Here is a 13,427-nt window from a genome sequence, read left to right on the forward strand (position 1 = left end):
GCCTCATTTGTCGGTCGTCACGGTGAGCCCGACCGGACAGGACACGCCGGTACCGCCCAAACCGCAGTAGCCGTACGGGTTCTTCGCATCCGAAAGATATTGCTGGTGGTAGTCCTCGGCGTAGAAGAACTCACCGAGCGGCGCCACCTCGGTGGTGATCTGCCCGTACCCGGAAGCGTTCAGCGCCTGCTGGTAGACGTCCCGGGACGCCGCAGCCGTGACGCGCTGCCCCTCGTCGGCGTAGAGGATCATCGACCGGTACTGGGTGCCGATGTCGGCGCCCTGCCGCATGCCCTGCGTCGGATCGTGACCCTGCCAGAACACCCGCAGCAGCTCCTGGAACGGCAGTTCGGAGGGGTCGAAGACGACGAGCACCACCTCGGCGTGGCCGGTGCGGCCGGAGCACACCTCTTCGTAGGTGGGGTTCGGGGTCACACCGCCCGCGTAGCCGACCGCGGTGGTCCACACGCCGGGGGTCTGCCAGAAGAGGCGTTCCGCTCCCCAGAAGCAGCCCATCCCGAACACCGCCGAACGCAGGCCACCGGGGAACGGGCCCTGCAGGCCCCGGTCTCCGAACACCGCGTGGGAGGCCGGCACCGTGATCGGTGTGGCACGTCCCGGCAGCGCGTCCGCCTGGTCGATCACGCGGTTCTTGTGGCGACCGAACATGCGGATCAATCTACGCCCGCGGGTTCCCTGACGGGCTCCTCGACACGAGCGGGAGGTGGCCGACGCGCCTTCATCGCAGGATGCTCCACGAGGTGCCACGACAGCAGGGCCAGGCCGAGGGAGAGCACCATGACCAGGGCGACGTGAGCGCCTCGTAGCGCAGGAACTGCTCGGTGGGGGAATCCGTACAGGTAGACGCCGTAGCTGGCCACCGTGAGGTGCCTTGGCACCGAGGATGTCGCCGGGTCTCCTGCTGCTGTCCGCCACGTCGCTCACGCGATCTTTCCGCCCCGGATGGTCACGAAATGCCTCCTTCCGCCCACCCCGGAGAAGAGCGACTCGTAGGATGGACACACCGCGAGCCCTGCACCCTGGGCGTGTCGGCGCGCGGACATGCGGTGAGCAGCAGAAAGGAAGGCCAGAGTGACCTGGCAGGAGGAGCTCAGCCGCCTTGACGCGGTGCTGGCCTCGGGACAGATCTCGGCGGAAGACTATCGCCGCCGCCGTGACGAGATCCTCTCCGGATCCGCGGGCACAGCGGCCACCCCGCCGGCGCAGCAGGCCTCGGCGCCGAACTCCTTCCCCCCGCCGTTCAAGTGGGACCAGGCGCAGGAGTCGCAGGACCGCACCCAGGTCGTGCCGAACCTCGGTGGTCAGGCCGCGCAGGCCGAGAACGCGGATCGCACGCAGGTCGTCTCCACGGGCAACTCCGGTTCAGAGCGCACCCAGTTCGTCCGGCCGCCGCAGACCCCGCCGGGTGGCTGGCAGGCCACGCCGCCGCAGAACCAGTACTCGGCCTCGTCGGCGCCACCGCCCTGGGCCACCGGCGACCCGGACCAGATCCCCGCACCCCAGTGGGGCGGTGGCGGGTTCCACGCGCACGGCCCCGAGGTCTTCGACGACAAGCCCTCCGGCAAGGGCAAGCTGTTCGTGATCCTCGGCATCGTGCTGGTGCTCGTGGTCGGCGGTGTGCTCTGGTTCACGGTGTTCAGAGACAAGGGCGGCAACACGGCTGACCAGCAGACGAACCCGCCCGCCACCTCGCAGTCGCCGACCAAGAAGAAGCCCGCGCCGTTCGGCACGCTGATCGTGCCGGAAGGCACCAAGAACGGCCCGAACACCTACAGCCCGCAGCAGCTGGAGGGCGTCAAGCCGCTGCCGGCGCCTGACCTGGTGCTGCTCAAGCAGGCCGGCGTCACCGAGTCGCGCTCGGTCATCGTGGTGGACGCCAAGTCCAACACGGACAGCCTGTGGGCGTTCAAGTGCGCTGACCCCGCCGCGTTGCGCGACGCGATCGAGGAGGACCAGTTGCGGTTCGGGTTCGCCGAGTCGGCCAGCGAGTCGAAGCCGTCGGTGAAGGTCTTCGCCGCGCAGAGCACGGACGGGGCGGGCAAGACCATCCAGGTGCGGCGCGGTCACTACGTCGCCGGTGACGAGCTCATCCGCGTCGAGGTGTTCGGTGCCAACGAGGCCGACGTGGTCGACGCCTTCAAGAAGATCTTGGCTGAGCAGCTCGAACACACGCCCGCGAAATGAGAACAACGGTTCGGGTCGCAGTAGTCCTGTTCCACAACGGACTGGACGAGGTGTGGCGTTGTGTGCGCGCTCTGAACCAGAGCGCGCGCCACGCCGATGTCGACGTGACTGTCCACATCGGAGACTGCTCGAGCACCCCGGTCATCGGCGCGACTGAAGTGAAGTCGTTGCAGGACAGCAACGACTTCGCCGCGCTGCACTACACGTGGTTCGGTGAGAACCTCGGCCACAGCGCGGGCAGCAACAGGCTCGTGGAAGGCGCGGACGAGGACTACCTGCTGCTGCTCAACCCCGACACCTACGTCGCACCGATGTTGCTCAAGCACCTGCTGGCCTCGGCCCGTGACGTGCACGTCGGTGCCGTGGACGCCCGCCAGATCCCCTGTGAGCACCCGAAGTGGTTCGACCCGTCGACGGGTGACCAGAGCTGGGCGAGCGGCGCGTGCCTGCTGGTGCGGACGAAGTTGTTCCACGAGGTCGGCGGGTTCGACCACGTGTCGTTCCCGTCCTACGTCAACGACGTCGATCTCAGCTGGCGCCTGCGCCTCGCGGGGGCACGCGTGGTGCACCAGCCGAAAGCCGTGGTGTTCCACGACAAGCGGCTCGACGACAAGGCGAACGTCGCACCGACGAGCATCGAGTTGCACGCCGGGCTGCTGGGCAGGCTCAAGCTGCTCACGAAGTACGGCCGCAGCGACCTCGTGGAGGAGACGGTCGAGGTCGTCACCCGGCACGGCCACGACGACCAGAAGCGTGCCGTGGCGGACTTCCAGCGGCTCGACGAGGACGATCTGCCCGAGCCGCTCCCGGACGCGAGCACGGTCGCGGACTTCATCGACTTCGAGTACGGCCGCCGCCGCTTCTGAACCTGGGGTACTTCGCGTGGGCAACTACGAGTTCGACTTCAACGAGAGCGGTCCGTACGGTGCCGCTGTCCGCCTGCTCGCAGGCACGGATCCGCGCGGCAAGATCGTGCTGGACTTCGGCTGCGGCGCGGCGGCGGTCGCGGACCCGATCACGACCGGCGGCGCCACGTACGTCGGCATCGACGTGGACGCGCCGGCGATCGAGGCCCTCGTCGCACGGGGTTTCGAAGGCCACGTGGTCGACCTGACCGCGCCGGACCTGGCCACGACGCTCGACAAGATCGTCTCCGGACGCTCCGTCGCGGCGGTCCTGTGCCTGGACGTGCTGGAGCACGTGCCGGATCCGTCGGCGGTGCTGACCGCGGTGGGTGCGATCGCCGACCACGACGCCGAGCTGATCATCAGCATCCCGAACGTGGCCCACGTCGACCTCGCCCGGCAATTGCTCGCCGGCCGGTGGGAGATGACGGAATCCGGTCTGCTCGACCGCACGCACGTCCGGTTCTTCACCGAGTCGTCGCTGACCGAGCTGATGACGTCGGCCGGCTGGTACGAGTCGGCCCGCGAGGACTTCCCGCTCGAGCACTCCGACCAGCACCGCGCCCTGCACCCGCTGTTCGAGCCGAAGACGAACGTCGGCTCCCTGCTGCGCACGCTGCGCGACAGCGCGGACGACTTCGGAACGGTGAACCAGTTCGTGCGCCGCTACCACCGCGGCGCCCGGCGCGTCCCCGCCGCACAGGACGCGGGCTCGATCTTCCTCAGCGTCGTGATCCGCACCCAGGGCAAGCGCCCGCTGGCGTTGAGCGACGTGCTGTGCTGCCTCGGCGCGCAGACGGACCTCGACTTCGAGGTCGTGATCGTGGTGCACGACACCGCACGGCTGGAGGCAGTGCGGAAGCTGGTCGACGACTTCGAGGGCAACCTCGCTCAGCGCGTGCGCACCATGTCGTGCGAAGGCGGCACCCGCAGCGTTCCCGCGAACGTCGGCCTGCGCGCCGCCCGTGGCGACTACGTCGTCTTCCTGGACGACGACGACCTCGTGCTGGCGAACTACGTGGAGAACATCCACGACGGCGCGAAAGAGGCCCCCGGCACGGTCGTCCGCTGGTGGGCGGCCGAGCAGAAGCGCACGTGGGGCGACGACGGCTACGCGAGCGGTCCGCTCACACCCGCGTACGCGACCCGATTCGACATGCTGAGGCATTTGCGGCAGAACGAAACGCCGTTCCACTGCTTCGCGTTCCCCCGCAAGCTCCTCGAACTCGGCTTCGAGTTCAACGAGACGCTGACCGTCTGCGAGGACTGGGACTTCCTGGTGCGCGCCGCCTCGTTGTGCGGAGTGCACGACACGGAGCAGATGACCGCGATCTACAACAAGTGGTCCGATCAGTCGTCGTCGCACGTCGTGAACGCCGACGAGTGGCTCGTCATGCGCGCGCTGGTGCACGTGGAGCTGGACAAGCACTCACTCCTGTTGCCGCCCGGTTCGGCTCGCAACCTCGACCGCGTGCTGGAACGCAACGAGATCAGCGCGCGCCGCATCGCCGAGCTGGAGGCGGAGCTGGCCGCCATCCACCAGGTCTCCAACAACGCCCATCACGCGCTCAACGAACTCCGCTCGTCGACGTCGTGGAAGCTCAGCGCCCCGGTACGCGCCTTCGGCAACATCGCCCGCCGCCTCCGCAAGCGGTGAACGCGGGGATCTCTGTTAAGAACGCGAGTCGGAGCCACTTGCAACCGCGGTCTCGTGCTAGACGTCTACTACGGGTGTAGGTCACCACTCGGAGGCGACACATGTGGATCAGCGTGACATTAGTCACATTGGGCGGTTTGGCGTTCCTGACGCGAACCGTAATGGCCCTCCTGGCCGTTTCCTCCAACAAGGACGCCAGTGATTACCCTAAGCCACAAACGTCCACCAATTGAGATACTCGTTCGGACTACGGCTTACGGACGAACGTTGACTTACCGTACGATCCTTTCGGGTCGTATGACTGAACGGTCCTCCGATGGGGACCTCACAGGGGTAGGTGCGCCATGGACCACGCACTGAGCAAGGTCATCGAGCTGCGCGAGAGCGGGTTCCAGTTCCTCCACCTGAGGGACGACGCCGGGCAGCTCGACCGCATCATGGCGTTCAAACAGCGCAGAGGCTTCATCGACTCGATCCTGTTCTGGTCCGAGACCGAGGCGCGAGCTGGGCGTCTGCCCGCGGTCCGCGACTCGACCCGTCCGGCGCAGGCCGTGTGGATCTACGAAGGACCGCTGGTCGAGGCCGTGGACAGGCTGCTCGACCTGCCCGAGCCCGGCGCGCGCAACGCTCCGACGCTGATGAAGGCGACCGCTTCCGATTTGGCGGTGGTCACCACGCTGCCGTTCAAGCTGAAGCTGCCGCCCGGCGCGATCGCCTAGTCCACGTCAGTTCTTTTCGAAGTCGCCGCGCTTTACGGCGCCGATGAACGCTGCCCAATCGGGCGCGGCGACAACGGAACTCGCCTTGTTCTTGGAGTCGCGCACGCGCGCGACTCCGCCATTCAGCGCAATCTCGACGCAGGCACCGTCGCTGCCGCCTCCACTGCGACTGCTCTTACGCCACATATCTACCTCTCGGCAGCCAACCTCTCGATCCACGCGACGGACTGTTCGGGGGTCAACGCCAGCTTCGAGAGGTGTTTGAAGACAAGGTTAGCGGTCTTCAGCCGCTCGGGATCCTCGATGTGGATCGAGCCTGCCATGTGCTCGATGTAGAGCACCTGCGGGTCCCCCGCGAACGGGAGATCCAGGAGGATGAACGGCCCGAACTGCCCGTCGTGCAACCCCGCCGACTCCAAGAGCACCTGGATCTTCACATTCGGCAGATGACCGGTTCTGATGAGATGCAGCAGTTGCTCACGATCAGCGTTCCTGAGGGCGGGCTCGGCGATGATCGCGTGGTACTGCAGTGGTTTGTCACCCACCAGCCGCTGCTGTCGGCGTTGCCGGACCGCGATGTCGTTTTCCGTCCACTTCTTGGACCGCTGACTCGTCGTCCCCGCGAAGACCTCCCGCATGTACCGCACGGTCTGCAGCTGTCCGGGGATGAACCCGAGCTGGAACTCCCGGACACGTGAAGCGTCGTGCTCAAGGCTGAGGTAGCCCTGCTTCAAGATCCCGTAGGCACGCCACCAGCCCTTCTCCTTGGCCAGCTCCCACATCTCGATGTACGGCGCTTCCTCGTCGCCGATGACGCCGTAGAGGTCGAGCATCGCTCGCAACGCGTGGATGTCCGGCACCTGGCCGTTTTCGATCCGGCTGATCTTGGGGACGTTGTAGAGCAGCCGCTCGGCGACCTGCTGCTGGCTCATACCCGCACGTTCACGCAGCAGTCGCAGCGCCTCTCCCAGGCGCTGCTGCCGGAACGTGGGTTCAGCCACGGTCCAAACGGTACGGGCAAGATCCGCAGTTTGAGATTCTCACTTCGCAGGTGCAGCGAGGACCGTCGTCCGCATGGACCACCTTCACCGCATCGAGTACCACCGGCGGTTGCCCGGCGGCGGCCTGAGGCTCGAGCACGCCGAGGAGGTCGTGGACCACGGTTGGTACATAAGGAAAGGCGAGGACTGGCGGGAGCGGTACACCGTGGAGTGCGCGCAGGACTTCATGGCGCGGGCCGGAACGCGGGCCGGTCTGTACGCGATATCGGTGTGGCGCGGTGAGAAGCGCGTCTGCACGGTCGCGATGGAGTGGCGTCCCCTTAAGGGATGAAGAAGTTCCCTCTCCCGAGTTACGGAGCTTGATGTAGAGGGGTCGAACACGACACCTTCGCGCCCATGAACCTCAGGAAGACCATCACGGGGGCCGCTGTTGCCCTCGGCAGCGCCACCGTCATGCTCGGCCTGGGCGGCATCGCGCACGCGGACACCGCGGACGCCAACGTCGCGACCACGCCCGACCTCGGTGGTCAGCTGGGCGACGTCGCCAGCGTCAGCGACCTCGCGTCGGTGAACACCAAGGATGCCGCCGGAAAGATCCAGGCGATCAACGCGCAGGACGTCGACGTGAACGCGCTCGTCGAGAACGTCGACGCGGGTGGCAGCGGTGTTCCCGCCGCGACGCTGCTCGGCCTCAACGAGCCGCAGGGCCCGCCGCACGCCAACGCCGGCATCGACATCTGATCTGACCAGTACTTCCTGGCCGGGGCGGCGCCCGATTCCCTCCCCCTCGAATCGGGCGCCGTTCCACTTTCTCCGGAGCGGAACGCCTTGAGCCTCAAGAAGATCGTCGCTTCCGCCGGTCTCGCCGCCGGTGCCGTCGCCGCGATGGCGGGCACCGCGAGCGCGAGCCCGGTCCCGCAGGTCGACGGCACGATCAAGCAGGTCAGCGACCTCGCCGGAAGCGCGGGCCTCAGCACGCTGCACAACACCGGTGGCGGCGTGTCGATGGTGCACGACGGCACCGAAGTGGTCGGCGGTTAACGTCCCACCGCGTAACCCTGCGCGCCGCGCGGATTCGCACCGGCCCGCAGCAGTCCGCCTGAGGAGTCCCTTGCCACGGCGGACATCCGGCCGAGCGTCCACTCACCGGCGTCCACGACCTGGTGGCCCTTGGCCCGCAACGCTTCCAGGACGTCCGCGCCGGCGCGGGACTCGATGACGAGCTCGCCGGGCGTCCAGGCACGCGGGTAGAACGAGCTCGGGAACGCGTTCGAGTGCCACATCGGCGAGTCGATGGCCTCCTGCAGGTTCAGGCCGGCCTGGTGCGCGAGCCAGAAGCCCAGCTGCCACTGGTCCTGCTGATCGCCGCCGGGCGTGCCGAACGCCAGAGCGGGCTCGCCGTCGCGCAACGCCATCGACGGCGACAACGTGATCCGCGGGCGCTTGCCGGGGGCCAGCGAGTTCGGCAAACCCTTGTCCAGCCAGAACATCTGGGCGCGGCTGCCCAGGCAGAAGCCGAGCGACGGGATCGTCGGCGACGACTGCAGCCAGCCACCGGACGGGGTCGCGGAGACCATGTTTCCCCAGCGGTCCACGACGTCCACGTGCACGGTGTCGCCACGCGTCACGCCGGAGCGGGCCACCGTCGGTTCGCCGAGCGCGCCGATCGGGTCGGACACCGAGACCGACGGTCCGGCGACGATGTGCTTGGGCAGCAACGGTTCCCGGCCGTCGGGTGAGCCGGGACGAAGGTCGTAGGACGCCTCCGAGCCGATCAACGCACGGCGTTCGGCGGCGTACGAGCGCGACAGCAACGTCTCCAACGGCACGTCCGGTACGTCGCCGTACCAGGCCTCGCGGTCGGCGAAGGCGAGCTTGGCGGCCTCCGCGGCCAGGTGCACGGTCTCCGCGGTGGGCTTGCCGTCCACATAGGACAGATCGTGGCCCTCCAGCAGCCGGAGCTGTTGTGCCAGAGCGGGTCCCTGCGTCCACGCTCCCGCCTTGACCAGCGTCCACGAGCCGAAGTCGGTCAGCACTGCGTCCTCGTACGACGCTTCCCACGACGCCATGTCAGCACCCGTCAGCACACCGGCGTGGTCGCGGCCGGAGTCGTCGCGGAACGCCGAACGGCAGAACTCGTCGACCTGCGCCGCCACGAACCCCTGCGACCAGGCCCGGCGCGCGGCCTCGATCTGCGCCTCACGATCAGCGCCCGCGGCCTCGGCGGCGGCCAGCAGCCACTCCCACGTGTCGGCGAGCTTGGGGTTGCGGAAACGACCGCCCGCGACCGGAAGCGAACCGCCCGGCATCCACTGGGCCGCGGACGTCGGCCAGTGGTCGCGGAACAGATCGGACACCAACGAGATCGTGTGCACGGCACGTTCCACGAGCGGGAAGCCGTCACGGGCGTAGCCGATCGCCCGGTCCAACACGTCGCGCAACGACTTGGTGCCGTAGTCACGCAGAAGAGTGAGCCAACCGTCCCAGGCTCCGGGCACGGTCGCGGCCAGCAGCCCACTGCCGGGAACGAGGTCGAGGCCCAGCGACGTGTAGTGGTCGATCGTGGCGCGGGCGGGCGCCACGCCCTGGCCGCAGAGCACCCGCGGCCCGGACCCGGCCGCCGCGAAGATGATCGGGACCTCGCCACCAGGACCGTTGAGGTGCGGTTCCACCACCTGCAGCACGAATCCGGCGGTGACGGCGGCGTCGAAGGCGTTGCCGCCGTCCTCCAGTACAGCCATGGCCGCCGCGGAGGCCAGCCAGTGGGTCGAAGCGACCATGCCGAAGGTGCCGACGAGTTCGGGGCGCGTGGTGAACACTCCATAAAGGTATGCGACGCTAACTAAATTGCGTGACTCCGAGTGACGCACGCCCCACACCCGAATGGAGTAGTCCGGCGCGTCGAAGGGCGTCGGCATCCAGGTGGTTGCGGGCGTCGACCACGACGTGACCGTCCATCAGCTCGGCGACGCGCACCCAGTCGAGCGTGCGGAACACCGGCCAGTCGGTCAGCAGCACGACCGCCTCGGCACCCTTGACCGCCTGGTACGGGTCGTCGACCAGCAGCATTCCCGGCAGCGGCCCCGTCACCTCGGGGTCGAACGCGGTCAGCTCCGCGCCCTCCAGCACCAGCTGCTCCGCCACCGCCAGCGCGGGAGAGTCGCGCAGGTCGTTCGTGCCGGCCTTGAACGCGAGGCCGAGCACGCCGACCCGCACGCCGGCCAGCGTGCCACCGCACGCGGCGCGAACCTTGTCCACCACCCGCAGCTGCGCGCGGACGTTGGCCTCGATCGTCGAGCGGATCAGTCCGAAGTCGACGCCGACCGCCTCGGCGATCTGCACCATCGCGTGCGTGTCCTTCGGCAGGCACGACCCGCCCCAGCCCGGCCCCGGCCGCAGGAACGACTGCCCGATCCGCTTGTCGTACCCCATGCCCTCGGACACCGACTCGATGTCCGCACCGAGCAGTTCGCACAGCTCAGCGACCGCGTTGACGTACGAGAGCTTCATCGCGAGGAAGCAGTTCGCGGCGTACTTGACCATCTCGGCCGAAGCGGCGTCCATCAACACCGTCGGCGCACCGAGCTTGGCGAACAACGCCGCGACCCGTTCAGCCGCGGACGGCGAGTCGGAACCGACCACGATCCGGTCCGGGTGCAGGAAGTCGCGCACGGCCGTGCCCTCGCGCAGGAACTCCGGGTTCGACACCACCGCGACGTCCTCACGCCCGAGCAGCGCGCGCACGCGCCCCGACGTCCCCACCGGCACGGTCGACTTGGTGACGATCACCGCCCCGTACGGCAGCACCCCGGAGATCTCCGCGGCCACCGACTCCACGGCGCTCAGGTCGGCCGCACCGCCCGCACCCATCGGCGTCGGCAGGCAGAGGAACACGACCTCGGCGTCCGCGACGGCGGAAGCGGCCCCGACGACGAACTCCAGCCGCCCGGCCGCCTGCCCCTCGACGACGAGCTCGGCGAGCCCCGGTTCCAGGATGTCGACCTGCCCGGCGCGCAGCCGAGCCACCTTCAGCGCATCGACGTCCGCGCAGACCACGCGGTGCCCCAGCGAAGCGAGACAGGCACCGGTCGTCAACCCGACGTAACCGGTGCCCACCACGGCGATACGGCGCGCAAACATGAGGGTGACCCTGACATGGCCAGTTGAACGCCGTACGACTTTCGTCGTAGCTGACCGTGACAGATCTCCTACCAGAGGTCTACCGGCGCGGCGGATGTTTCGAACACCGTCGAACGGCACAGTTCAGAGCATGGGAATCTTCATGATCGCGACGATCTTCATCGGGCTCGCGCTCCTGGCGGCGGTGCCGTTGGTGGCCCTGCTGCACTGGAGCGACCGTTGATCCAGTATCAACTCTCGGGGTAACGAGCGTTAACCTCCTCGCGAGCAGCTCGCTTCGAGGAGGATGAAGGCATGGACATCTCGGGTACCGCGGCCATCGTCACCGGTGGCGCGTCCGGTCTCGGCGGCGCGACCGCACGTTCGCTGGCGGCGCGTGGAGCGCAGGTGTTCGCGCTCGACCTGCCCAGCGCCATCGAGAAGGCCGACGCCGTCGAGAACGTCACCTACCTGGCCGCCGACGTGACCTCCGGTGAAGAGGTCCAGGCCGCCGTCGACACGGCCGCCGGCTCCGGCAACCCGCTGCGCATCACGGTGAACTGCGCGGGCATCGGTCCGTCGTCGCGCACCGTCGGCAAGACCGGCCCGCACGACCTCGACCTCTACCGCAAGATCATCGAGGTCAACCTGATCGGCACGTTCAACGTGCTGCGCCTGGCCGCCGCCGCGATGGGCAAGACCGAGGAGCTCGACCACGGCGCCCGCGGCGTCATCATCAACACCGCGTCGATCGCCGCGTTCGACGGCCAGATCGGCCAGGTCGCCTACGCCTCCTCGAAGGGCGGCGTCGTCGGCATGACCCTCCCGGCCGCCCGCGACCTGAGCAGCGTCGGCATCCGCGTGCTCACGATCGCACCCGGCATCGTCGACACCCCGATGCTCGCCACGGTCTCCGACGAGTTCCGCGCGGGCCTCGCCGCCGGCGTGCCGTTCCCGAAGCGCCTCGCGCAGCCCGCCGAGTACGCGCAGCTCGCGGTCTCGCTCATCGAGCACGACTACCTGAACGGCGAGGTCATCCGCATGGACGGCGCTCTCCGCATGGCTCCGCGCTAAAACGATGAACGGCGCATTTGTCCACGTGAGGTGGACAAATGCGCCGTTCATCGTTTTTCAGAGATCTCCCGCGAACGGCAGACGGGACATCGCGTCCGAGGTCATCCACTCGCGCAGGCGGTGGGTGGCCCGGACGTCGTCCTCGTTGTACTCGAGCAGCCGCCGCCGTTGGTCGATGTCGAGCGCGTCGCCGTTCATGCCGACCGCGGCCCGGTACCAGCGCATCGAGTTCTCGCCGCCCGCCTCCGGGTCGCGCCAGGAGAACCCCGCGACCGGCGCGATGATCTTCAGGCCCTTGCCGTGCGCGCACAGGAACTGCTCGCGGACGATCCCGAACAGGTCCACCCACGAGTCCGACTCGATGAACTCCTTGATCTGGGCGACCGTCGGAATGCCGGGCCTGCCCGCGAACCGTTCCGCCGAGGCGAGCAGCCAGCGGTTCTCCGCGAGCTCGTTGTAGCAGTAGGCGCGGAACGACAGACCGCGTGCCTTCGCCCGCAGCCGGATGCCCGTGAGCCAGGTCCAGAACTCGGCGAACGAACGTGCCTCGTCGTCGCACGGCAGCTCGTCCCACGTGACGAACGCGCGGTACCCGTGCTCCTCGTCGATGTCCTTTCCGGACAGCAGGCAGCCCCACATGTACGCGCCGAGATCGCCGAAGCTCTCCATGTCGACGTCGACCTCGACGTCCGCGCGCGGCACCCTCATCTCCGGCACCCGGCGCACCAGCGTGAGATCCCGCAGCCAGGCCCGTGCCAGCACCACCGCGTCGCCGAACGGCATGCCCACCAGCTGGATCGGCCCCTCGGCAGACGGGTCCAGCTCGGCAAGTGCATCCACAGTGGACAGACCGATCTTCCGCAGCGCCACGGCGTCCTCACCGCGCACCACGAGGCTGACGTCCCGGTCCTGCTTGAGATCGTTGTCGCAGGTCGGCCACCACGGGCAGGTCTTGCAGTCGACGATCCGCGACGGCCGCGCGAGCGGGTCGCGCTGGTTCGCCGCGGCCAGGGCCACGGCCAGCCGGTCGGAGAACCTGGCGTCGTACTCGGCCAGCGCGTTGCGGCCGCCCGGCCACGTCGGCGCCTCCAGGTCGTGCCACAGCACGACGTCCGCGTCCATGCCGATCACGCCACCGGTGGCGCGCCCGTGCGCGGCGTACCCGGCGGCCTGCAGCTGCCGTTGCGCGTGGGCGAGCCGCAGCTGGTCACGCGGCTGAGGGCGGACCTTGCGGTGCGGGTCCGTGCGGCTGCCACCGGGCAACGGCATGGTCAACGGGCTGGTGCGCGCGCCCTGGCCGGGATCGGTGATCTTGTGCCGGACCACCAGCACCGGCACGTACCCGGTGGAGTCCTTGACCAGCAGGTCGATCCCGCCGCGACGACCGCCTCGCGGATCACGCGGCAGCGCGGCGCCCCAGATGTACGGCGCACCCATCTCCATCGCGGCGAGCGTCACGCGTTCGCGGTCCGCGCTGCGCACGTCCGGCCCGTTCGGCACCTCGAAGAGGTCCGAGCCGACGATTCTGGCGAGTGCGTCCGCCACCGCGCGACGATGGTTCGTCGCGTCCGCTTTCCGTTGTTCCGAAGCCGGATCCGGCGCCGCTCTGGGAGCGTCGCGCATCTCCGGATCGTTTTCGAGGTGCACCCGCCGCCGACAACGAGTGACCACGCCGGCGTCTAGCTGCACCTGGGAAGTCACGGATGCAGCGTATGTCGCGCGTCGACCTGATGTGTCAGCAACCTGG

Annotated in this window: 14 protein-coding genes; 8 read left to right on the plus strand and 6 right to left on the minus strand. The window is 68.5% G+C overall.

All coding sequences use genetic code 11. From position 1 onward, the window contains the following. Positions 1-3: 3 nt before the first annotated feature. Positions 4-675, minus strand: coding sequence for a peptide-methionine (S)-S-oxide reductase MsrA (msrA, locus tag ABZV40_RS28145; protein WP_355447960.1), 672 nt, complete (start codon positions 673-675; stop codon positions 4-6). Positions 676-1,092: 417 nt separating this feature from the next. Between msrA and ABZV40_RS28150 the strand changes: the two genes are divergently transcribed. The 4 genes from ABZV40_RS28150 (at position 1,093) to ABZV40_RS28165 (ending at position 5,486) form a co-directional block, all read left to right on the plus strand. Then, positions 1,093-2,205 (plus strand): hypothetical protein, encoded by a 1,113-nt coding sequence (locus ABZV40_RS28150; RefSeq protein ID WP_355447774.1) that lies wholly within the window; start codon positions 1,093-1,095, stop codon positions 2,203-2,205. Then, a complete protein-coding gene (locus tag ABZV40_RS28155) occupies positions 2,202-3,071 on the plus strand; it encodes a glycosyltransferase (protein WP_355447777.1) in 870 nt (289 codons plus the stop codon). The genes ABZV40_RS28150 and ABZV40_RS28155 overlap by 4 nt, the downstream gene beginning before the upstream one ends. Positions 3,072-3,087: 16 nt before the next feature. Beyond that, complete coding sequence (locus tag ABZV40_RS28160) at positions 3,088-4,767, plus strand: methyltransferase domain-containing protein (protein ID WP_355447780.1); 1,680 nt, start codon at positions 3,088-3,090, stop codon at positions 4,765-4,767. A 344-nt stretch (positions 4,768-5,111) separates the two neighbouring features. Beyond that, positions 5,112-5,486: a hypothetical protein gene (locus ABZV40_RS28165; protein WP_355447783.1), complete on the plus strand. Its 375-nt coding sequence runs from the start codon at positions 5,112-5,114 to the stop codon at positions 5,484-5,486. Between the two features lie 6 nt (positions 5,487-5,492). On the opposite strand, the gene ABZV40_RS28170 is transcribed toward ABZV40_RS28165, so the two are convergent. Both ABZV40_RS28170 and ABZV40_RS28175 read right to left on the minus strand, forming a co-directional pair. Beyond that, positions 5,493-5,672: a DUF397 domain-containing protein gene (locus ABZV40_RS28170; protein ID WP_355447786.1), complete on the minus strand. Its 180-nt coding sequence runs from the start codon at positions 5,670-5,672 to the stop codon at positions 5,493-5,495. A gap of 2 nt (positions 5,673-5,674) precedes the next feature. Beyond that, on the minus strand, positions 5,675-6,487 hold the full coding sequence (locus ABZV40_RS28175) for a helix-turn-helix transcriptional regulator (protein ID WP_355447789.1): 813 nt from the start codon (positions 6,485-6,487) through the stop codon (positions 5,675-5,677). 73 nt (positions 6,488-6,560) lie between these two features. Between ABZV40_RS28175 and ABZV40_RS28180 the strand changes: the two genes are divergently transcribed. From ABZV40_RS28180 to ABZV40_RS28190, 3 genes are all read left to right on the plus strand, one after another. After that, positions 6,561-6,818: a hypothetical protein gene (locus ABZV40_RS28180; RefSeq protein WP_355447792.1), complete on the plus strand. Its 258-nt coding sequence runs from the start codon at positions 6,561-6,563 to the stop codon at positions 6,816-6,818. Between the two features lie 65 nt (positions 6,819-6,883). After that, positions 6,884-7,228: a hypothetical protein gene (locus ABZV40_RS28185; RefSeq protein WP_355447794.1), complete on the plus strand. Its 345-nt coding sequence runs from the start codon at positions 6,884-6,886 to the stop codon at positions 7,226-7,228. A gap of 87 nt (positions 7,229-7,315) precedes the next feature. Beyond that, positions 7,316-7,528 (plus strand): hypothetical protein, encoded by a 213-nt coding sequence (locus ABZV40_RS28190; protein WP_355447797.1) that lies wholly within the window; start codon positions 7,316-7,318, stop codon positions 7,526-7,528. On the opposite strand, the gene ABZV40_RS28195 is transcribed toward ABZV40_RS28190, so the two are convergent. Both ABZV40_RS28195 and ABZV40_RS28200 read right to left on the minus strand, forming a co-directional pair. Continuing rightward, positions 7,525-9,306, minus strand: a complete 1,782-nt coding sequence (locus ABZV40_RS28195) for a gamma-glutamyltransferase (protein WP_355447800.1) — start codon at positions 9,304-9,306, stop codon at positions 7,525-7,527. The two genes, ABZV40_RS28190 and ABZV40_RS28195, sit on opposite strands and share 4 nt — an antisense overlap. 19 nt (positions 9,307-9,325) lie before the next feature. Further along, positions 9,326-10,627, minus strand: a complete 1,302-nt coding sequence (locus ABZV40_RS28200; RefSeq protein ID WP_355447803.1) for a UDP-glucose/GDP-mannose dehydrogenase family protein — start codon at positions 10,625-10,627, stop codon at positions 9,326-9,328. Positions 10,628-10,921: 294 nt separating this feature from the next. On the opposite strand from ABZV40_RS28200, the gene ABZV40_RS28205 reads away from it, so the two are divergent. Then, on the plus strand, positions 10,922-11,680 hold the full coding sequence (locus ABZV40_RS28205; RefSeq protein WP_355447805.1) for an SDR family NAD(P)-dependent oxidoreductase: 759 nt from the start codon (positions 10,922-10,924) through the stop codon (positions 11,678-11,680). A 57-nt stretch (positions 11,681-11,737) separates the two neighbouring features. On the opposite strand, the gene ABZV40_RS28210 is transcribed toward ABZV40_RS28205, so the two are convergent. Then, positions 11,738-13,381: a TM0106 family RecB-like putative nuclease gene (locus ABZV40_RS28210; RefSeq protein WP_355447808.1), complete on the minus strand. Its 1,644-nt coding sequence runs from the start codon at positions 13,379-13,381 to the stop codon at positions 11,738-11,740. Positions 13,382-13,427 lie beyond the last annotated feature (46 nt).

The sequence above is a fragment of the Lentzea sp. NPDC004782 genome (assembly GCF_040609115.1).
Classification (GTDB): Bacteria; Actinomycetota; Actinomycetes; order Mycobacteriales; family Pseudonocardiaceae; genus Lentzea.

Coding starts and splice junctions, on each gene's coding strand:
- ABZV40_RS28185 (WP_355447794.1), top strand. CDS start 6,884: ATGAACCTCAGGAAGACCATCACGGGGGCCGCTGTTGCCCTCGGCAGC.
- ABZV40_RS28200 (WP_355447803.1), bottom strand. CDS start 10,627: ATGTTTGCGCGCCGTATCGCCGTGGTGGGCACCGGTTACGTCGGGTTG.
- ABZV40_RS28205 (WP_355447805.1), top strand. CDS start 10,922: ATGGACATCTCGGGTACCGCGGCCATCGTCACCGGTGGCGCGTCCGGT.
- ABZV40_RS28170 (WP_355447786.1), bottom strand. CDS start 5,672: ATGTGGCGTAAGAGCAGTCGCAGTGGAGGCGGCAGCGACGGTGCCTGC.
- ABZV40_RS28165 (WP_355447783.1), top strand. CDS start 5,112: ATGGACCACGCACTGAGCAAGGTCATCGAGCTGCGCGAGAGCGGGTTC.
- ABZV40_RS28155 (WP_355447777.1), top strand. CDS start 2,202: ATGAGAACAACGGTTCGGGTCGCAGTAGTCCTGTTCCACAACGGACTG.
- ABZV40_RS28180 (WP_355447792.1), top strand. CDS start 6,561: ATGGACCACCTTCACCGCATCGAGTACCACCGGCGGTTGCCCGGCGGC.